12 protein-coding genes, 2 tRNA genes, 2 rRNA genes and 1 riboswitch are annotated in these 20,594 nt (G+C 52.2%); of the genes, 12 read left to right on the top strand and 4 right to left on the bottom strand.

All coding sequences use genetic code 11. The annotated features are described in order from the left end of the window. Positions 1–208: 208 nt before the first annotated feature. Positions 209–1,360: an acetylornithine deacetylase gene (argE, locus tag GFC06_RS03330; protein WP_151223053.1), complete on the bottom strand. Its 1,152-nt coding sequence runs from the start codon at positions 1,358–1,360 to the stop codon at positions 209–211. Positions 1,361–1,515: 155 nt separating this feature from the next. Here argE and argC point away from each other — a divergent pair, with 155 nt between their 5' ends. The 3 genes from argC (at position 1,516) to argH (ending at position 4,794) form a co-directional block, all read left to right on the top strand. After that, positions 1,516–2,520, top strand: coding sequence for an N-acetyl-gamma-glutamyl-phosphate reductase (gene argC / locus GFC06_RS03325; RefSeq protein ID WP_153689832.1), 1,005 nt, complete (start codon positions 1,516–1,518; stop codon positions 2,518–2,520). A gap of 10 nt (positions 2,521–2,530) precedes the next feature. After that, entirely contained in the window at positions 2,531–3,304 is a 774-nt protein-coding gene (gene argB / locus GFC06_RS03320; RefSeq protein ID WP_016155288.1) for an acetylglutamate kinase, read from the top strand. A 116-nt stretch (positions 3,305–3,420) separates the two neighbouring features. Next, the gene (argH, locus tag GFC06_RS03315; RefSeq protein WP_047497608.1) at positions 3,421–4,794 is read left to right on the top strand and encodes an argininosuccinate lyase; all 1,374 of its coding nucleotides are present in this window, start codon (positions 3,421–3,423) and stop codon (positions 4,792–4,794) included. 64 nt (positions 4,795–4,858) lie between these two features. Here the strand turns inward: argH and GFC06_RS03310 are convergent, their stop codons facing one another. Further along, entirely contained in the window at positions 4,859–7,030 is a 2,172-nt protein-coding gene (locus tag GFC06_RS03310; protein ID WP_194831210.1) for a ricin-type beta-trefoil lectin domain protein, read from the bottom strand. A gap of 483 nt (positions 7,031–7,513) precedes the next feature. Between GFC06_RS03310 and oxyR the strand changes: the two genes are divergently transcribed. Next, positions 7,514–8,431, top strand: coding sequence for a DNA-binding transcriptional regulator OxyR (oxyR, locus tag GFC06_RS03305; RefSeq protein ID WP_003028858.1), 918 nt, complete (start codon positions 7,514–7,516; stop codon positions 8,429–8,431). Here oxyR and sthA read toward each other — a convergent pair. Then, positions 8,414–9,814 (bottom strand): Si-specific NAD(P)(+) transhydrogenase, encoded by a 1,401-nt coding sequence (gene sthA / locus GFC06_RS03300; RefSeq protein WP_016155291.1) that lies wholly within the window; start codon positions 9,812–9,814, stop codon positions 8,414–8,416. The genes oxyR and sthA overlap by 18 nt on opposite strands. A gap of 191 nt (positions 9,815–10,005) precedes the next feature. On the opposite strand from sthA, the gene fabR reads away from it, so the two are divergent. After that, positions 10,006–10,641, top strand: coding sequence for an HTH-type transcriptional repressor FabR (fabR, locus tag GFC06_RS03295; protein WP_003028862.1), 636 nt, complete (start codon positions 10,006–10,008; stop codon positions 10,639–10,641). Positions 10,642–10,656: 15 nt separating this feature from the next. After that, positions 10,657–11,016, top strand: coding sequence for a YijD family membrane protein (locus GFC06_RS03290; protein ID WP_016155292.1), 360 nt, complete (start codon positions 10,657–10,659; stop codon positions 11,014–11,016). Between the two features lie 45 nt (positions 11,017–11,061). Here GFC06_RS03290 and trmA read toward each other — a convergent pair whose 3' ends face one another. Further along, positions 11,062–12,162 (bottom strand): tRNA (uridine(54)-C5)-methyltransferase TrmA, encoded by a 1,101-nt coding sequence (trmA, locus tag GFC06_RS03285; protein WP_019077891.1) that lies wholly within the window; start codon positions 12,160–12,162, stop codon positions 11,062–11,064. A 115-nt stretch (positions 12,163–12,277) separates the two neighbouring features. Continuing rightward, positions 12,278–12,464, top strand: a riboswitch (cobalamin riboswitch). A 65-nt stretch (positions 12,465–12,529) separates the two neighbouring features. Here trmA and btuB point away from each other — a divergent pair. The 6 genes from btuB to GFC06_RS03255 all read left to right on the top strand — a co-directional run bounded on the left by btuB (position 12,530) and on the right by GFC06_RS03255 (position 20,528). Next, complete coding sequence (gene btuB, locus GFC06_RS03280; RefSeq protein WP_047497611.1) at positions 12,530–14,368, top strand: TonB-dependent vitamin B12 receptor BtuB; 1,839 nt, start codon at positions 12,530–12,532, stop codon at positions 14,366–14,368. Beyond that, positions 14,313–15,164 (top strand): glutamate racemase, encoded by an 852-nt coding sequence (murI, locus tag GFC06_RS03275; RefSeq protein WP_016157938.1) that lies wholly within the window; start codon positions 14,313–14,315, stop codon positions 15,162–15,164. Before btuB ends, murI begins: the two co-directional genes overlap by 56 nt. A 375-nt stretch (positions 15,165–15,539) precedes the next feature. Beyond that, a 16S ribosomal RNA gene (locus GFC06_RS03270) occupies positions 15,540–17,081 on the top strand. 71 nt (positions 17,082–17,152) lie between these two features. Next, a tRNA-Ile gene (locus tag GFC06_RS03265) sits at positions 17,153–17,229 on the top strand. A gap of 108 nt (positions 17,230–17,337) precedes the next feature. Next, positions 17,338–17,413 (top strand) — tRNA-Ala (locus tag GFC06_RS03260). 208 nt (positions 17,414–17,621) lie between these two features. Then, positions 17,622–20,528: ribosomal RNA gene (locus GFC06_RS03255) — 23S ribosomal RNA — on the top strand. The 16S and 23S rRNA genes sit together here with 2 tRNA genes alongside, the layout of an rRNA operon. Positions 20,529–20,594 lie beyond the last annotated feature (66 nt).

The raw sequence follows: 20,594 nt of genomic DNA, 5'->3' as shown, positions 1-20,594 counted from the left end.
GCGAAATCTCTCGGACTTTGTATGTTAGCCGTCTTTTATAAAGCCACGTAAAAGTCGTGACGTCAATTGCTGCGAAATCGGTTCAGCAAACGAAAAAATGACGGGAATTTACGTTATTTAATTCACATCGAATCAAATAAGCTTTGCTTATGGAAATGTTAATAAATTACCTCGCTTACCACTAAAGGGTTAGCGAGGCGATAAGCGGTTAATGCCAGCAGAAATGATGCACAACCTGGGTGATCAATTCGCGGGTTGGCTTAATAAAACGAGTTTCCAGATACTCATCCGGCTGATGCGCCTGATTAATGGAGCCAGGCCCTAACACCAGCGTCGGGCAAAGCGTCTGGATAAACGGCGCTTCGGTGCAGTAGTTCACCACTTCTGTCTGTGCGCCCAGCAGTTTCTCAACCACTTGTACCAGTTGATGATCTGGTGGGCACTCATAGCCTGGAATTGGCGGATGCAGCTCCGACACCGTCAGGCGACCCGGCCAGCGTTCGCTGACCGGGGCCAGCGCGTCGTTAAGTAAGCCATTGAGATCGTTAAGCGTCATGCCGGGCAGTGGGCGAATATCCATATGCAGCTCGCAGCAGGCGCAGATTCGGTTGGCGGCGTCGCCGCCGTGGATGTGACCCAAATTTAACGTCGGATACGGGACGGTAAAAGCATCATGGTGATAGCGCTCTTTCAGATCATCGCGCAGATTCATGATATGACCGATGGCATCATGCATCAGTTCAATGGCATTCACGCCACGAGCCGGATCGCTCGAGTGACCCGATTGCCCCAAAATGCGAATCGCATTAGAGATATGACCTTTGTGCGCGCGGACCGGTTGTAGAGAAGTGGGTTCGCCAATGATCGCGCAGTCCGGGCGTAAAGCGGTGGTTTCAGAGAAATAACGCGCTCCCGCCATGCTGGTCTCTTCATCGGCAGTGGCCAGAATGTACAGGGGCTTTTTCAGTTGAGTGACGTCGACGTCACGCAGCGCGTCGAGGATAAAGGCGAAGAAGCCTTTCATATCTGCCGTACCCAAACCGTAGAGCTTATTGTCATGCTCGGTCAGGGTGAACGGATCGCGCGTCCAGCGTCCGTCGTCAAAGGGGACGGTATCGGTATGGCCCGCCAACAACAAACCACCGGCTCCCTGTCCAATGCTTGCCAGCATATTGAATTTATTGCGCGTGTCGGGAACCGGCTGGACCTCCACATTAAAGCCTAAATCTTTGAACCAGTCCGCCAGCAGAGTGATTAAACCTGCATTACTTTGGTCGAGCGCTTCTTCGGTGGCGCTAATCGACGGCATGGCAATCAGAGCGCGGTATATCTCGATAAATGGCGGTAAATTGTTTTTCATTGTTGACACACCTCGGGTCATGATAGTATCAATATTCATGCAGTATTTGTGAATAAAAATACATTAACGTTGAGCGTAATAAAACCCACCAAGTGTAAGGTGAGGTGATAAAGGCTTATATCTGGCAACAGAATCTAAGAAGGTGAGCAGCCCCGATGTTGAATACGCTGATTGTGGGCGCCAGTGGCTATGCCGGCGCAGAGCTTGTGACCTATGTAAATCGCCATCCTGATATGACCATAACCGCTTTGACCGTCTCAGCGCAAAGCAATGATGCAGGAAAATTAATCTCCGATTTGCATCCGCAGTTGAAAGGCATTGTCGATTTACCGTTACAGCCAATGTCAGATATCAGCGAGTTTAGCGCAGGGGTGGACGTTGTGTTCCTCGCAACGGCACATGAGGTGAGCCATGACCTGGCCCCGCAGTTTTTGCAGGCCGGATGCGTGGTGTTTGACCTCTCGGGCGCGTTTCGCGTAAACGACGGCGCGTTCTATGAAAAATATTACGGCTTTACCCATCAGCATCCCGATCTGCTGGAGCAGGCGGTTTATGGACTGGCGGAGTGGAGCGCAGACCAACTGAAAGACGCGAATCTGATTGCCGTGCCGGGTTGCTACCCGACGGCGGCACAGCTGTCGCTGAAACCACTGATTGATGCCGGGCTGCTGGATCTCAGCCAGTGGCCGGTAATTAACGCCACCAGCGGCGTGAGCGGCGCGGGACGTAAGGCGGCTATTTCCAACAGCTTTTGTGAGGTGAGCCTGCAGCCGTATGGCGTGTTTACCCATCGCCATCAGCCGGAAATCGCTACTCACCTTGGTGCGGAGGTGATCTTCACCCCGCATCTGGGCAACTTCCCGCGCGGAATTCTGGAAACCATCACCTGCCGTTTGCAAGCGGACGTAACCCATGCGCAAGTGGCTCAAACGTTGCAACAGGCGTATGGCGATAAGCCACTGGTGCGTCTGTATGACAAAGGCGTTCCGGCTCTGAAGAACGTGGTTGGCTTACCGTTCTGTGATATCGGGTTTGCCGTACAGGGTGAGCACCTGATCGTGGTGGCAACTGAAGACAACTTATTGAAAGGCGCGGCGGCACAGGCGATGCAGTGCGCAAATATTCGTTTTGGCTTTGCTGAAACGCAGTCTCTTATTTAAGGGTGCAACGATGAATCCATTAATTATCAAGCTGGGCGGCGTTTTACTGGATAGTGAAGAGGCGCTGGAGCGTCTGTTTACCGCACTGGTGAATTATCGTGAGTCGCATCAGCGACCGCTGGTCATTGTGCACGGTGGCGGCTGCGTGGTTGACGATCTGATGAAGCAGCTGAACCTGCCGGTGAAAAAGAAAAATGGTCTGCGCGTCACGCCAGCCGATCAAATTGACATTATTACCGGCGCCCTGGCGGGAACAGCGAATAAAACCTTACTGGCCTGGGCGAAAAAGCATCACATCGCATCCGTGGGTCTGTATCTTGGTGATGGCGATAGCGTAAAAGTGACGCCGCTCGATAAAGCGCTGGGTCATGTTGGACTGGCGCAGCCGGGTTCGCCTAAGCTGATTAACACACTGCTGGAAGGCGGTTTTCTGCCGGTAGTTAGCTCCATTGGCGTTACTGAAGACGGACTGCTGATGAACGTTAATGCCGATCAGGCGGCAACGGCGCTGGCGGCAACGCTGGGTGCGGATCTGATCCTGCTCTCTGACGTAAGCGGTATTCTGGATGGTAAAGGCCAGCGTATTGCCGAAATGACCGCCGCTAAAGCGGAACAACTGATTGAACAAGGTATTATTACTGACGGCATGATCGTGAAGGTCAATGCGGCGCTGGATGCCGCGCGCACGCTGGGTCGCCCTGTGGATATTGCCTCCTGGCGTCATGCCGAGCAACTGCCGGCGCTGTTTAACGGCATGCCAATTGGCACGCGGATTTTAGCGTAAACTATTTTGTACCCGATGGCGGTTATGCCTTATCGGGCCTACGTGAACCGAACCTGTACGCCGGATAAGCTAAGCGCCATCCGGCGTTGAAATTCAAGATATTAAGGAAGCAAGTTATGGCACTTTGGGGTGGGCGTTTTACACAGGCAGCAGATCAGCGGTTCAAACAGTTCAACGACTCGTTGCGTTTTGACTACCGCCTGGCAGAACAGGATATTGTCGGCTCTGTGGCCTGGTCTAAAGCGCTGGTAACGGTCGGCGTACTGACTGCCGATGAACAACTGCAATTGGAAGAGGCGCTGAACACTCTGTTGGAAGAGGTTCGCGTTAATCCGCAGCAGATCCTGCAAAGCGATGCTGAAGATATTCATAGCTGGGTGGAAGGTAAGCTGATTGATAAAGTCGGCCAGCTTGGTAAAAAACTGCATACCGGACGTAGCCGTAATGACCAGGTCGCGACCGATCTTAAACTGTGGTGTAAAGACACGGTTATTGAATTACTGTCGGCCAACCGTCAGCTGCAAAGTGCGCTGGTGGTGACGGCAGAGAATAACCAGGACGCCGTCATGCCGGGTTACACCCACCTGCAACGTGCGCAGCCGGTGACGTTTGCTCATTGGTGTCTGGCCTATGTCGAAATGTTGGCGCGTGACGAGAGCCGTCTGCAGGATTCGCTCAAGCGCCTGGACGTCAGTCCACTGGGCTGCGGCGCGCTGGCGGGTACGGCGTATGAAATCGATCGCGAGCAGCTGGCCGGTTGGCTGGGCTTTTCCTCGGCGACGCGTAACAGTCTGGACAGTGTTTCTGACCGTGACCACGTGCTGGAGTTACTCTCCAACGCTTCTATCGGCATGGTGCACCTGTCGCGTTTTGCTGAAGACCTGATTTTCTTTAATACCGGCGAAGCGGGCTTTGTCGAGCTGTCCGATCGTGTAACTTCGGGTTCATCTCTGATGCCGCAGAAGAAAAACCCGGATGCGCTGGAGCTGATCCGTGGCAAATGCGGTCGCGTGCAGGGTGCGCTGACCGGCATGATGATGACCTTAAAAGGTCTCCCGTTGGCATACAACAAAGATATGCAGGAAGACAAAGAAGGGCTGTTCGATGCGCTCGACACCTGGCTGGACTGTCTGCATATGGCTGCGCTGGTGCTGGATGGCATTCAGGTGAAACGTCCGCGTTGTCAGGAAGCGGCGCAGCAGGGTTATGCTAACGCCACCGAGTTGGCGGATTATCTGGTAGCAAAAGGCGTCCCGTTCCGCGAAGCACACCATATTGTGGGTGAGACGGTGGTCGAGGCGATTCGTCAGGGCAAACCGCTGGAAGCGCTGTCGCTTGCTGACTTACAAAAGTTCAGTCAGGTGATTGGCGAGGACGTTTATCCGATCCTCTCGTTGCAATCGTGCCTGGATAAACGTGCGGCGAAAGGCGGCGTGTCGCCACAGCAGGTGGCGCAGGCGATCGACTACGCGAAGGCGCGGCTGATTTAACGTCGGTAATAAAAGAGGCCATCCCGAGGGATGGCCTTGTCATGTTTCTATCCTGGATAGCAGTTTACGGACGATAAATCTCAAATTCCTGCGCGACGTTATTGTCGGTGCAGGTACTTAAGGTGACATAACCGTCGTTACCCACCGTCATACAACGTTGCGTGCCTTCCTTCTGTGAGACGAACTTGTTGTTTTGCCAGGTCCATGCCTGATTTTTGTTGGTATCAGTCGGGGTGTGGCAGGTGTAAGAAATAATATTTCTGCCTTCAACATTATAACCGTTTTGAATATCCAGGCAGCTCTGGCTATTGCCAATTACCAGATGTTCACGGGCATCAAATTTAAAGGTCTGGTTGTTGGAGCCGGAGCAGGCATAGGTGAACAAACGATCGCCATTCCGGATTTGACCGTTTTTGACATCCAGGCAGAGGTTGTTTTTCCGTGATTTATAAACACCGGTGACGACCTCTTTTTCATCTGCGTGAGTAAACGGCGCAAATACCTGGCTGTATGCGTACATCGGTGCCTGCTGTGCGGTCATGCCGCTGTGCTCTGGACTGACCTGCTTCGCCACGCCCGGCTGATCGCGTGCCATTGACCACGCGCCAATCATGCCGAGGTTGCGTTTTTTCGCATCTTCCATTACCAGTTTCGCATCGGACAGATAGAACACTTCGCCCTGTACATCGTTGTAACCGATCATCGGGGTGGTGCCCATCATGGCGTTGATCTCTTTGTCAGATTTCTCTGGCCAGATTTTCTTCAACTGGGTGAACATGTTGTCGATAGCGGATGTGGCGCATTTACCGTGAATGTTCTGCCCTTCGGTGCCGTCTGACTGGCAGACGGCGTTACCGTAGTCCATGGTCATCACGTTAATACCAGCCAGCTCAACGCCGGCATGGCGCGCATTTTCCAGTACATACAGACCTTCAGCCGTCAGACCGGTCGGCAGAATTGGCAGGGTGTACCAGATACCGACTTTGCGACCTTCCTCTTTCCACTGAGCCTGAACCTCTTTTACTGCCTGGTTGCGACGATCGATGGAATCCTGATCGGCCACCCATGTGCCTTCGATATCAAAATCCAGCACGTTCAGGTTCATGTTATCAACAATGTCGTAGTAGAGTTTTTGCAGGTCTTTAACATTCTTACAGGCTGCTGCCAGCGGGGAGTTATTCGCTCCGCCAATGGAAACCATCACATCGCCACCAGCTTCACGCAGCGCTTTTATTTTGCTGTACTGTGAGTAATCCTGCAGATTATAGGCCGTGCCCCAGGTTGGGATGCACTGCTCGCCGCTTTTCGCGACGACAAACGCCATGGTGAAGTGGGTAATATTTTGCTCTTTCGCCAGTTTTGCCAGATCCGGAATGCTGTTCAGGCTAAAGTCGACGTATGGTGCATAAACGTGGGCAGGCCACGGATTTTTCGGCGTCCCTACGCGCTCTTTGGTGCCTGCCCAGTTGGTATAAATCGCCCACGGGTTGTTATCATCCGGCATAACGCCTTTGACTTTCGTCTGAGCGACATAAGGTATCCCTTTGTACACCGCCAGTTTGCCAGCTTCGTAAAGCGCAATGGAGTTGATCTGTGGGGCATTATTAAATTGTTCCTGGGTGAATTCGACCGTTGGGCCTAACGGTTTCCACGGACGGCCATTGGTGCCGGTCGGGTTCTGGTTACCTGCAATAGAAGGGTTTTCGCCAACGGTATAGTACAGTGCTTCATAAGACTGGCCGTCAACTTTGACCTCATCCCCTTTGTTATAAACCTGGCTGGAACTCCAGTCGGGTACTGGCGTATAGAGTTTCCACGGGTTATCGGCACCTGGGGTGAAGGAATAAGCCGGAATGGGCCTGGACGCTTCATATGTCACATCCTGATAAGCGACAATATCATCTTTGGCATAATCTTTTTCTGCGCTGAATGCGTCGTGGGCGACCGGCGTGGCGCTGCCCGCGTCACAGGTCGTTGGGTTGCCGTATTGGTCTATTTCCGCTTTTGTGGCATCGCGCACATAACTCCACGGATTATCCCAGTTTTCAGCGGACGCGCCCTGTGGGCAATTATCGGCATTTACATACCAGCGGTTACTATAAACTTTACTGTCAAAAATAACTTCAATGGTGTTTCCACCTGACTGACCGCTCCAGGCTTCCAGGGCGAATGCGTTTGCGGCGCACGACATCAGACCTGCCGCGAGAAAATATCGCGAAATAGTATTGAGTTTCATAAAAGATTCCATTCGATAAATATTAGAAAAATATGGGTGAATGTACTCTAAATAATTAGAGTGGCGAAGAAACGAGTGTTCTTGCGATTTGCCATATATTGAATATCGCGCGGTTATTATTTATGAACCTGATAGGGCGTCAAATATATAAATGATACAAAATGTTTTTGATTATTTTAATTTAATATGATTTTCATTTAAATAATCGAATGGAAATATGTAATTTATATTTTGTATATATTTTTTTGAATGTATTCGCGCCGGGCGCAAAAAAAAATGCGGACTCAAGGTCCGCAAAAGTTCACGTTGGCTTTAGTTATTTCGAGTATGAGAGAAACTCTCAAAACGGACAGTAGCTTCAAGGGTTAAAGGGGTACCGTTCCGTTTCTGTGGTGCATTATTAAACAGAAAGCTTGATAGGGATAATCGTTCGTTGCTATTCTACCTATCGCTACGAACTATCGTGGCGATGGAGGATGAATAATGAATATTCGTGATCTTGAATACCTGGTGGCGCTAGCCGAACATCGTCACTTCCGACGAGCGGCAGACTCCTGTCACGTTAGTCAGCCAACGCTGAGCGGACAGATCCGCAAGCTGGAAGATGAGCTTGGCGTCATGCTGCTGGAGCGTACGAGTCGCAAAGTGCTGTTCACTCAGGCAGGTTTACTGCTGGTGGATCAGGCGCGCACCGTGCTGCGCGAGGTCAAAGTGCTCAAGGAGATGGCAAGCCAACAAGGCGAGACAATGTCTGGACCGCTGCATATTGGTTTGATCCCAACGGTGGGGCCATACCTGCTGCCGCATATTATTCCTATGTTGCACCAGACCTTCCCAAAACTGGAAATGTATCTCCATGAGGCGCAGACGCATCAGCTGTTGGCGCAACTGGATAGCGGTAAGCTCGACTGCGTCATTCTGGCGCTGGTGAAAGAGAGTGAGGCGTTCATCGAAGTACCGTTATTTGATGAGCCTATGCTGCTGGCGATCTATGAAGATCACCCATGGGCAAACCGCGACTGTGTGCCGATGTCCGATCTGGCGGGTGAGAAACTGCTGATGCTAGAGGATGGCCACTGCCTGCGCGATCAGGCGATGGGCTTCTGCTTTGAAGCGGGTGCTGATGAGGATACCCATTTCCGGGCGACCAGTCTGGAAACGCTGCGTAACATGGTGGCGGCAGGCAGCGGTATTACCTTACTGCCCGCGCTGGCCGTGCCGCCGGAGCGTAAGCGTGATGGCGTTGTCTATCTGCCCTGCATCAAGCCTGAACCGCGCCGTACGATTGGCCTGGTGTATCGTCCAGGTTCGCCGCTGCGCAGCCGTTATGAACAGCTGGCAGAGGCCATCCGTGGGTCAATGGATGGCCATTTCGACAGTGCGTTAAAACAGGCGGTTTAAGCCATTTAGCGCTGCTACCCGATAGGCTTCCGCCATGGTTGGGTAGTTAAAGGTGGTGTTAACGAAGTATTCGATGGTGTTACCACCACCTTTTTGCTCCATTATCGCCTGACCGATGTGAATAATTTCGGCCGCGCGTTCCCCAAAGCAGTGGATCCCCAGAATCTCTTTCGTTTCGCGATGGAACAGGATCTTCAGCGTTCCGACACTCATACCCACGATTTGCGCACGTGCCAGATGTTTAAACTGGGCGCGGCCAACCTCGTATGGAACTTTCATGGCCGTGAGCTGCTGCTCGGTTTTCCCGACGGAGCTGATTTCCGGAATGGTATAAATCCCGGTCGGGATATCTTCGATCAGATGCGCGGTAGCTTCGCCTTTTACCAATGCCTGGGCGGCAATGCGTCCCTGATCGTAGGCCGCCGATGCCAGACTCGGATAGCCGATCACATCTCCTACGGCATACACGTGCGGCAGCGCCGTCTGGTACATGCTGTTGACCTTCAACTGTCCGCGGCTGTCGGTTTTCAACCCAATATTTTCCAGCGCCAGCGAATCGGTATTACCGGTACGGCCATTGGCGTACAACAGGCAGTCGGCTTTCAGTTTCTTACCGGATTTCAGATGCATGATGACGCCGTCATCGCAACCTTCAATCTTCTCGTACTCTTCGTTGTGGCGAATGACCACTCCGCTGTTCCAGAAGTGGTAAGAGAGCGAGTCGGACATCTCTTGATCGAGGAACGCAAGCAGACGATCGCGGGTGTTGATTAAATCAACTTTGACGTCCATTCCACGGAAGATCGACGCATATTCGCAGCCAATTACTCCCGCACCATAAATCAAAACATGGCGGGGTTCATGGTGCAGGCTCAGGATAGAGTCGCTGTCATAAACCCGGGGATGGGAAAAGTCGACATCCACCGGATGATAGGGGCGTGAACCACAGGCGATGATGAACTTATCCGCGGTCAGCGTTTCCACCGTGCCGTCGTGGCATTCAAGGGCGAGTGTGTGTTCATCAACAAAACGGGCATTTCCTTGCAAAATTTCACAGTGGTTGCGCTCGTAAAATCCTTGCCGCATACGCGTTTGCTGATTAATAACGTTATCAGCGTGGTTGAGAATATCGGCGAAAGAAGAACGAAGGAGTCGGGAGTGGTCGCTGTAAAGTGGGTTCTGATTGAATTCAATAATACGGCTGACGGCGTGGCGGAGGGCTTTCGACGGGATGGTCCCCCAGTGGGTACAGCCTCCACCGACGTTATGATAGCGCTCAATCACCGCGACGCGCGCTCCTTGCTTAACCAGACCCATTGCAGCGCCTTCGCCGCCGGGACCGGAACCTATTACTATTGCATCGTAATCGTAGGAATGTGACATGGTCAGGCTTACCTGTTCTTATACATAAAAGCAACAGAATAGTAACATCGTTGTCGAGATAACCCAATTATCGTTGTGCTTTTTTGCGAACTCGAAGCACAAACTGCGCGTAAACAATCATTCACAAAGCCATGCCAACCGCCTAATCTCTGGTATAGTGCCAGCAAGGTATGTGGAAGGATTCAGACATCGTGATGGGCGTTAGAGCGCAACAAAAAGAAAAAACCCGGCGTTCGCTGGTAGAAGCCGCATTTAGTCAACTCAGCGCTGAGCGTAGTTTTGCCAGCCTCAGTTTACGCGAAGTCGCTCGTGAAGCGGGCATTGCGCCAACCTCGTTTTATCGCCATTTCCGTGATGTGGATGAACTCGGCCTGACGATGGTGGATGAGAGTGGTTTGATGCTGCGTCAGTTGATGCGTCAGGCGCGTCAGCGTATCGCGAAGGGCGGGAGTGTGATCCGCACCTCGGTCTCAACATTTATGGAGTTCATCGGCAACAATCCCAACGCCTTCCGTTTATTATTGCGCGAGCGTTCGGGAACCTCCGCAGCGTTTCGCGCAGCGGTTGCTCGTGAAATTCAGCACTTCATTGCGGAACTTGCGGACTATCTCGAACTCGAAAACCATATGCCTCGTGCGTTTACTGAAGCGCAGGCCGAAGCCATGGTCACCATTGTGTTCAGCGCCGGGGCAGAAGCACTGGATGTTGGCGCCGAGCAGCGTCGACAGCTGGAAGAACGGCTGGTATTGCAACTGCGCATGATCGCGAAGGGCGCATTTTATTGGTACCGCCGTGAACAAGAGAAGATGACGCATCACTCCGAGTAACGAGAAGGACGAGCAATGAAACAGTCAGGTCAAGATAAAGGTACGCTGCTGCTGGCGCTGGTTGCTGGCTTATCGATCAATGGCACATTTGCGGCGCTGTTTAGCTCCATTGTGCCATTCTCAGTATTCCCAATTATTTCGCTGGTGCTGACGGTTTATTGTCTGCATCAACGCTATCAAAACCGCACCATGCCTGTGGGGTTACCGGGCCTGGCCGCCGCCTGTTTTATTCTCGGCGTTCTGTTGTACAGCACTGTGGTGCGCGCTGAATATCCGGATATTGGCTCTAACTTCTTCCCGGCGGTTCTGTCGGTGATTCTGGTGTTCTGGATCGGCTTTAAAGTGCGTAACCGTAGACAGGAAATCGTGGAGTAATATTTGTAGGCCGGGCAAGCGAAGCGCCCCCGGCCAGGACATCATTTACTTGGCGGTCAGTAATACTCCGCACTCCATATGGTGCGTATACGGGAACTGATCGAACAGAGCCAGGCGTGAAACATTGTGCGTCTGGCTTAACGTTTCCAGGTTCTTACACAATGTCTCCGGGTTACAGGAGATGTACAGAATTCGCGGGTACGCCTGCACCATTTTCTCTGTTTCGCTGTCCAGACCGCTGCGCGGTGGGTCAACGAAAATGGTTTCACACTGGTAACTCTTCAGATCGATTCCCTGCAAACGGTTGAACTCGCGAACCCCGTTCATCGCCTGAGTAAACTCTTCGGCCGCCATGCGGATAATTTGTACGTTATCAATATGGTTAGCCGCAATGTTGTATTGCGCAGCAGCCACGGACGGTTTAGCGATTTCAGTGGCCAGCACGCGGTTGAAGTTTTGTGCGAGGGCTAACGAGAAATTGCCATTGCCGCAGTACAGCTCAAGCAGGTCGCCTTTTGATCCCCTGGTGACATCAATCGCCCATTCCAGCATCTGAATATTCATGGCGGCATTCGGCTGGGTGAAGCTGTTCTCAACCTGGCGGTAGATAATCTCTTTACCCGCAACCGGCAAGCGTTCGTCAATGTAATCCTGGTCCAGCTCGATTTTGGTTTTGGTTGCCCGGCCAATCAGATGCACGTTCAGGTTTTGCGCCCGTAACGCATCCCGCAGCGCTTCAGCTTCCTGACGCCATTCATCATCCAGCTTTTTATGGTACAGCATCGATACCACCGCCTGATCGCTCAGGGTAGTGAGGTAATCAATCTGGAACAGTTTGTGGCGCAGGACGTGGTTGTTGCGAACGCCGTCGATCATTGCCGTCATCAGCGTGTTGATAAGCTCGCTGGCCGCCGGGAAACTGTCGACGCGGATACGGCTTTTGGTCTGGCTGTCGAACATGATGTGGTACAGATCATCCCCGTCATGCCACAGACGAAATTCCGCGCGCATACGGTAGTGGCTGACCGGCGAGCGAAACACTTCCGGAGCCTGTGCATAAAATGGCGTCATTAAGCTCTGCAGACGCACTACTTTTTCAGCTAACTGGGCGTCGTACTGTTCTGTCGGAAGGTGTTCGGGGGTCATGATGCGTCCTGAAAAATAAAAGTACGCGGGGATTGTAGGGATTGCTCAACAGATGTCCAGTCATTGATGATTTCCGATATTGTGATGCGCGGTCTGGACACCAGGTTGTAACAAACTGTAGCATCCGTTTTCCGGTCCAGTGAGTTAAAAGGGAATCCAGTGTGAATCTGGAGCTGACGCGCAGCGGTAAGGAAGGTAGGAGATGAGCGCACCTGGTGCAGACACTGCGGCTTGCCGTGGGAAGTCATCATCTCTTTAAGTTGCCTCCAAGCCCGAAGACCTGCCGGCTAACGTCGCATCTGGTTTTCATCATCGCGTACTATCGGTGGGACCTGCGGCATCCTTCTTATATTGTGGATGCTTTACAATGATTAAAAAATCGTTGCTGTGCACGGCGCTGTCCGTCACAGCATTTTCGGGTTGGGCGCAGGACACTAGCCCAGATACTCTCGTCGTCACTGCCAACCGTTTTCAGCAGCCTCGTAGCGCTGTACTTGCCCCTATCACCGTTGTTACGCGTCAGGATATCGATCGCTGGCAATCCACTTCCGTCAATGATGTGCTTCGCCGCCTGCCGGGCGTGGATATCGCCCAATACGGTGGTATGGGACAAAATTCGTCTATTTCTATCCGCGGCACCAATGCCAGCCATGTGCTGGTGTTGATTGACGGCGTGCGTCTGAACCTGGCAGGGGTTAGCGGCGCAGCCGATCTTAGCCAGTTCCCAGTCTCGTTAGTGCAACGTATCGAATACATTCGTGGGCCGCGTTCGGCGGTTTATGGTTCTGATGCGATTGGCGGTGTGGTGAATATCATTACCACGCGTGAAAAGCCGGGGACGGAACTCACTGCCGGTGTGGGGAGCAATGGGTATCAGAATTATGATGTCTCAACCCAACAACAGCTTGGCGAAAATACGCGCGTCACATTAATGGGCGATTATGCCTATACCAAAGGTTTTGATGTTGTCGCATACGGTAGCACTGGCTCTCAGGCTCAGCCCGACAAAGACGGTTTCTTAAGTAAGACGCTGTATGGCGCGCTGGAACATAACTTTTCCGATACATGGAGCGGGTTTGTTCGCGGCTACGGCTATGATAACCGAACAGATTATGACGCGTATTATTATCCTGGGACGCCGTTAGTGGATACCCGTCAGCTCTATAGCCAAAGCTGGGATGCCGGGCTGCGCTTTAATGGCGAGCTTATCCAGTCGCAACTGGTTTCCAGCTATAGCCATAGTAAAGATTACAACTATGATCCGGATTATGGCCGCTATGACTCCTCGGCCACACTGGATGATATGAAGCAATATAATGTTCAGTGGTCCAACAGTATGGTGCTTGGTCACGGTAACGTAGGCGCAGGTGTTGACTGGCAAAAGCAAACCACGACGCCTGGCACCGGGTATGTCACGGACGGTTACGATCAGCGTAATACGGGTCTCTACCTGACCGGGTTGCAGCAACTGGGCGACTTTACCTTTGAAGGTGCGGCGCGCAGTGATGATAACTCCGAGTTTGGCCGTCATGGCACATGGCAGACCAGCGCCGGATGGGAGTTTATTGAAGGCTATCGCTTTATTGCGTCCTACGGTACATCTTACAAAGCGCCTAATCTCGGACAGTTGCATGGTTATTACGGTAATTCGAACCTGGATCCTGAACAAAGTAAGCAATGGGAAGGGGCGTTTGAAGGCTTAACGGCGGGCGTGAACTGGCGTGTATCCGGATATCGTAATGATATTGACGACATGATCGATTACGACCCGCATACCGAGAAATACTTTAACGAAGGTAAAGTTCGTATTAAAGGTGTGGAAGCGACCGCAAACTTTGATACCGGGCCGTTGGCACATACGCTGAGCTACGATTATGTCGATTCGCGCAATGCGATTACGGACAAGCCGCTCGCACGCCGTTCTAAAAACCAGGTGAAGTACCAGCTCGACTGGCAGGTTTATGATTTTGACTGGGGCCTGACGTATCATTACCTGGGAACGCGTTATGACACTGACTACGTAACCTACCAGCCAGTAAAAATGGGTGGGGTTAGCCTGTGGGATCTTGGCGTGTCATATCCAATCACCTCACAGCTGACAGTTCGTGGTAAAATCGCCAACCTGTTCGATAAAGATTACGAGACAGTTTATGGCTACGCAACTGCAGGACGGGAATACACCTTGTCTGGCAGCTACACTTTCTGATCCGCGCCCCACTGTGCTGGTGTTTGATTCCGGCGTCGGTGGGTTGTCGGTCTATGACGAGATCCGGCGTCTTCTGCCGGATCTCCACTATATATACGCTTTCGACAACGTCGCCTTTCCTTATGGAGAGAAGAGCGAGGAGTTTATCGTCGAACGTGTTGTTGAGATTGTGACTGCGGTCCAGCAGCGCTATCCCCTCTCTCTTGCGGTCATCGCGTGTAATACAGCAAGCACGGTATCGCTCCCTGCATTACGTGAGAAATTTGCCTTTCCGGTTGTGGGCGTGGTGCCTGCCATTAAACCGGCGGCGCGACTCACGGCGAATGGTGTGGTGGGACTGCTGGCTACGCGTGCAACGGTGAAGCGTTCATATACCCATGAGTTGATTGCACGGTTTGCTAACGAATGTCAGATAGCGATGCTGGGTTCCGCTGAGCTGGTGGAACTGGCGGAAGCGAAGCTGCATGGTGAAACCGTTTCTCTGGAAGAACTGCGTCGTGTCCTGCGCCCTTGGCTGCGGATGTCGGAACCACCTGACACGGTGGTGCTCGGATGCACCCATTTCCCTCTATTACGGGAAGAACTTTTACAGGTCCTGCCCGAGGGGACGCGGCTGGTGGATTCTGGTGCCGCGATTGCGCGTCGTACGGCCTGGTTATTAGAACATGAAGCGCCAGATGCGAAATCAACTGATGAGAATGTCGCATTCTGCATGGCAATGACGGCAGAAGCCGAACAATTATTGCCCGTGCTGCAGCGTTATGGCTTTAAGACGCTCGAAAAACTGGCTGTTTAGGCTGTTCTGGTGGAAAAATAGGCACTCGGAAGATTATTTTAAATTTCCCCTTGTCAGCCTGAAATAACTCCCTATAATGCGCCTCCACTGACACGGAACAACGGATTACAAACCGCCGGGTCAGCGGGGTTCCACTGCGAATCTCGCAGAGAAAAGCAAAATTAAATGCTTGACTCTGAATGAGGAAGACGTAATATACGGGACCTCGCGACAGAGCGCTAAAGCGCGTCGCAACTGCTCTTTAACAATTTATCAGACAATCTGTGTGGGCACTCGAAGATACGGATTCTTAACGTCGCAAGACGAAAAATGAATACCAAGTCTCTGAGTGAACACGTAATTCATTACGAAGTTTAATTCACGAGCATCAAACTTAAATTGAAGAGTTTGATCATGGCTCAGATTGAACGCTGGCGGCAGGCCTAACACATGCAAGTCGAACGGTAGCACAGAGGAGCTTGCTCCTTGGGTGACGAGTGGCGGACGGGTGAGTAATGTCTGGGAAACTGCCCGATGGAGGGGGATAACTACTGGAAACGGTAGCTAATACCGCATAACGTCGCAAGACCAAAGAGGGGGACCTTCGGGCCTCTTGCCATCGGATGTGCCCAGATGGGATTAGCTAGTAGGTGGGGTAACGGCTCACCTAGGCGACGATCCCTAGCTGGTCTGAGAGGATGACCAGCCACACTGGAACTGAGACACGGTCCAGACTCCTACGGGAGGCAGCAGTGGGGAATATTGCACAATGGGCGCAAGCCTGATGCAGCCATGCCGCGTGTATGAAGAAGGCCTTCGGGTTGTAAAGTACTTTCAGCGAGGAGGAAGGTGTTGTGGTTAATAACTACAGCAATTGACGTTACTCGCAGAAGAAGCACCGGCTAACTCCGTGCCAGCAGCCGCGGTAATACGGAGGGTGCAAGCGTTAATCGGAATTACTGGGCGTAAAGCGCACGCAGGCGGTCTGTCAAGTCGGATGTGAAATCCCCGGGCTCAACCTGGGAACTGCATCCGAAACTGGCAGGCTAGAGTCTTGTAGAGGGGGGTAGAATTCCAGGTGTAGCGGTGAAATGCGTAGAGATCTGGAGGAATACCGGTGGCGAAGGCGGCCCCCTGGACAAAGACTGACGCTCAGGTGCGAAAGCGTGGGGAGCAAACAGGATTAGATACCCTGGTAGTCCACGCCGTAAACGATGTCGACTTGGAGGTTGTGCCCTTGAGGCGTGGCTTCCGGAGCTAACGCGTTAAGTCGACCGCCTGGGGAGTACGGCCGCAAGGTTAAAACTCAAATGAATTGACGGGGGCCCGCACAAGCGGTGGAGCATGTGGTTTAATTCGATGCAACGCGAAGAACCTTACCTACTCTTGACATCCAGAGAACTTAGCAGAGATGCTTTGGTGCCTTCGGGAACTCTGAGACAGGTGCTGCATGGCTGTCGTCAGCTCGTGTTGTGAAATGTTGGGTTAAGTCCCGCAACGAGCGCAACCCTTATCCTTTGTTGCCAGCGGTTCGGCCGGGAACTCAAAGGAGACTGCCAGTGATAAACTGGAGGAAGGTGGGGATGACGTCAAGTCATCATGGCCCTTACGAGTAGGGCTACACACGTGCTACAATGGCATATACAAAGAGAAGCGACCTCGCGAGAGCAAGCGGACCTCATAAAGTATGTCGTAGTCCGGATTGGAGTCTGCAACTCGACTCCATGAAGTCGGAATCGCTAGTAATCGTGGATCAGAATGCCACGGTGAATACGTTCCCGGGCCTTGTACACACCGCCCGTCACACCATGGGAGTGGGTTGCAAAAGAAGTAGGTAGCTTAACCTTCGGGAGGGCGCTTACCACTTTGTGATTCATGACTGGGGTGAAGTCGTAACAAGGTAACCGTAGGGGAACCTGCGGTTGGATCACCTCCTTACCTTAAAGAAACGTTCTTTGTAGTGCTCACACAGATTGTCTGATGAAAATTAGCAGTAAGAAAATCTCTGCAGGCTTGTAGCTCAGGTGGTTAGAGCGCACCCCTGATAAGGGTGAGGTCGGTGGTTCAAGTCCACTCAGGCCTACCAAATTCGCCTCCGTGCTGTGTTACGGCGATGCTCGCATACTTCAGTATGCTTCGCACCACCGCGCCTTGCCCGGAAACGAATTAGGGTACAGAGATTAGCATTTACGATGGGGTTATAGCTCAGCTGGGAGAGCGCCTGCCTTGCACGCAGGAGGTCTGCGGTTCGATCCCGCATAGCTCCACCATCCTTTACTGCAAAAACACAAGAAAACTTCAGAGTGTACCTGAAAAGGTTCACTGCGAAGTTTTGCTCTTTAAAAATCTGGATCAAGCTGAAAATTGAAACGACACACTGTTTCATTTCTCCGTAAACAAGAAATGAAAAGCGGTGTGTCCGAGTCTCTCAAATTTTTGCAACACTGAAGTGTTTTACGAAACATCTTCGGGTTGTGAGGTTAAGCGACTAAGCGTACACGGTGGATGCCCTGGCAGTCAGAGGCGATGAAGGACGTGCTAATCTGCGATAAGCGTCGGTAAGGTGATATGAACCGTTATAACCGGCGATTTCCGAATGGGGAAACCCAGTGTGATTCGTCACACTATCATTGCGTGAATACATAGCGTAATGAAGCGAACCGGGGGAACTGAAACATCTAAGTACCCCGAGGAAAAGAAATCAACCGAGATTCCCCCAGTAGCGGCGAGCGAACGGGGAGCAGCCCAGAGTCTGAATCAGCATGTGTGGTAGTGGAACGGTCTGGAAAGTCCGACGGTACAGGGTGATAGTCCCGTACACAAAAGTGCATGTGTTGTGAACTCGAAGAGTAGGGCGGGACACGTGGTATCCTGTCTGAATATGGGGGGACCATCCTCCAAGGCTAAATACTCCTGACTGACCGATAGTGAACCAGTACCGTGAGGGAAAGGCGAAAAGAACCCCGGCGAGGGGAGTGAAAAAGAACCTGAAACCGTGTACGTACAAGCAGTGGGAGCCTCTTTATGGGGTGACTGCGTACCTTTTGTATAATGGGTCAGCGACTTATATTCTGTAGCAAGGTTAACCGAATAGGGGAGCCGAAGGGAAACCGAGTCTTAACTGGGCGTTAAGTTGCAGGGTATAGACCCGAAACCCGGTGATCTAGCCATGGGCAGGTTGAAGGTTGGGTAACACTAACTGGAGGACCGAACCGACTAATGTTGAAAAATTAGCGGATGACTTGTGGCTGGGGGTGAAAGGCCAATCAAACCGGGAGATAGCTGGTTCTCCCCGAAAGCTATTTAGGTAGCGCCTCGTGAACTCATCTTCGGGGGTAGAGCACTGTTTCGGCTAGGGGGTCATCCCGACTTACCAACCCGATGCAAACTGCGAATACCGAAGAATGTTATCACGGGAGACACACGGCGGGTGCTAACGTCCGTCGTGAAGAGGGAAACAACCCAGACCGCCAGCTAAGGTCCCAAAGTCATGGTTAAGTGGGAAACGATGTGGGAAGGCACAGACAGCCAGGATGTTGGCTTAGAAGCAGCCATCATTTAAAGAAAGCGTAATAGCTCACTGGTCGAGTCGGCCTGCGCGGAAGATGTAACGGGGCTAAACCATGCACCGAAGCTGCGGCAGCGACACTATGTGTTGTTGGGTAGGGGAGCGTTCTGTAAGCCGTTGAAGGTGTGCTGTGAGGCATGCTGGAGGTATCAGAAGTGCGAATGCTGACATAAGTAACGATAATGCGGGTGAAAAACCCGCACGCCGGAAGACCAAGGGTTCCTGTCCAACGTTAATCGGGGCAGGGTGAGTCGACCCCTAAGGCGAGGCCGAAAGGCGTAGTCGATGGGAAACAGGTTAATATTCCTGTACTTGGTGTTACTGCGAGGGGGGGACGGAGAAGGCTATGTTAGCCGGGCGACGGTTGTCCCGGTTTAAGCATGTAGGCGGAGATTCCAGGTAAATCCGGAGTCTTGTTAACGCTGAGGTGTGATGACGAGGCACTACGGTGCTGAAGTAACAAATGCCCTGCTTCCAGGAAAAGCCTCTAAGCATCAGGTAACACAAAATCGTACCCCAAACCGACACAGGTGGTCAGGTAGAGAATACCAAGGCGCTTGAGAGAACTCGGGTGAAGGAACTAGGCAAAATGGTGCCGTAACTTCGGGAGAAGGCACGCTGATATGTAGGTGAAGTGATTTACTCATGGAGCTGAAATCAGTCGAAGATACCAGCTGGCTGCAACTGTTTATTAAAAACACAGCACTGTGCAAACACGAAAGTGGACGTATACGGTGTGACGCCTGCCCGGTGCCGGAAGGTTAATTGATGGGGTTATCCGTAAGGAGAAGCTCTTGATCGAAGCCCCGGTAAACGGCGGCCGTAACTATAACGGTCCTAAGGTAGCGAAATTCCTTGTCGGGTAAGTTCCGACCTGCACGAATGGCGTAATGATGGCCAGGCTGTCTCCACCCGAGACTCAGTGAAATTGAACTCGCTGTGAAGATGCAGTGTACCCGCGGCAAGACGGAAAGACCCCGTGAACCTTTACTATAGCTTGACACTGAACACTGGTCCTTGATGTGTAGGATAGGTGGGAGGCTTTGAAGTGTGGACGCCAGTCTGCATGGAGCCAACCTTGAAATACCACCCTTTAATGGCTGGTGTTCTAACGTAGACCCGTAATCCGGGTTGCGGACAGTGTCTGGTGGGTAGTTTGACTGGGGCGGTCTCCTCCTAAAGAGTAACGGAGGAGCACGAAGGTTAGCTAATCCTGGTCGGACATCAGGAGGTTAGTGCAAAGGCATAAGCTAGCTTGACTGCGAGAGTGACGGCTCGAGCAGGTGCGAAAGCAGGTCTTAGTGATCCGGTGGTTCTGAATGGAAGGGCCATCGCTCAACGGATAAAAGGTACTCCGGGGATAACAGGCTGATACCGCCCAAGAGTTCATATCGACGGCGGTGTTTGGCACCTCGATGTCGGCTCATCACATCCTGGGGCTGAAGTAGGTCCCAAGGGTATGGCTGTTCGCCATTTAAAGTGGTACGCGAGCTGGGTTTAGAACGTCGTGAGACAGTTCGGTCCCTATCTGCCGTGGGCGCTGGAGAATTGAGGGGGGCTGCTCCTAGTACGAGAGGACCGGAGTGGACGCATCACTGGTGTTCGGGTTGTCATGCCAATGGCATTGCCCGGTAGCTAAATGCGGAAGAGATAAGTGCTGAAAGCATCTAAGCACGAAACTTGCCCCGAGATGAGTTCTCCCTGACCCTTTAAGGGTCCTGAAGGAACGTTGAAGACGACGACGTTGATAGGTCGGGTGTGTAAGCGTAGCGATACGTTGAGCTAACCGATACTAATGAACCGTGAGGCTTAACCTTACAACGCCGAAGATGTTTTGGCGGATGAGACATCGAAATTCAGCTTGATTACAGATTACATCGACA

The organism is Citrobacter braakii, from assembly GCF_009648935.1.
Taxonomy (GTDB): Bacteria; Pseudomonadota; Gammaproteobacteria; order Enterobacterales; family Enterobacteriaceae; genus Citrobacter; species Citrobacter braakii.
The sequence above is the reverse complement of the archived record's forward strand: the minus strand, read 5'-3'. Positions and strand labels throughout refer to the sequence as shown.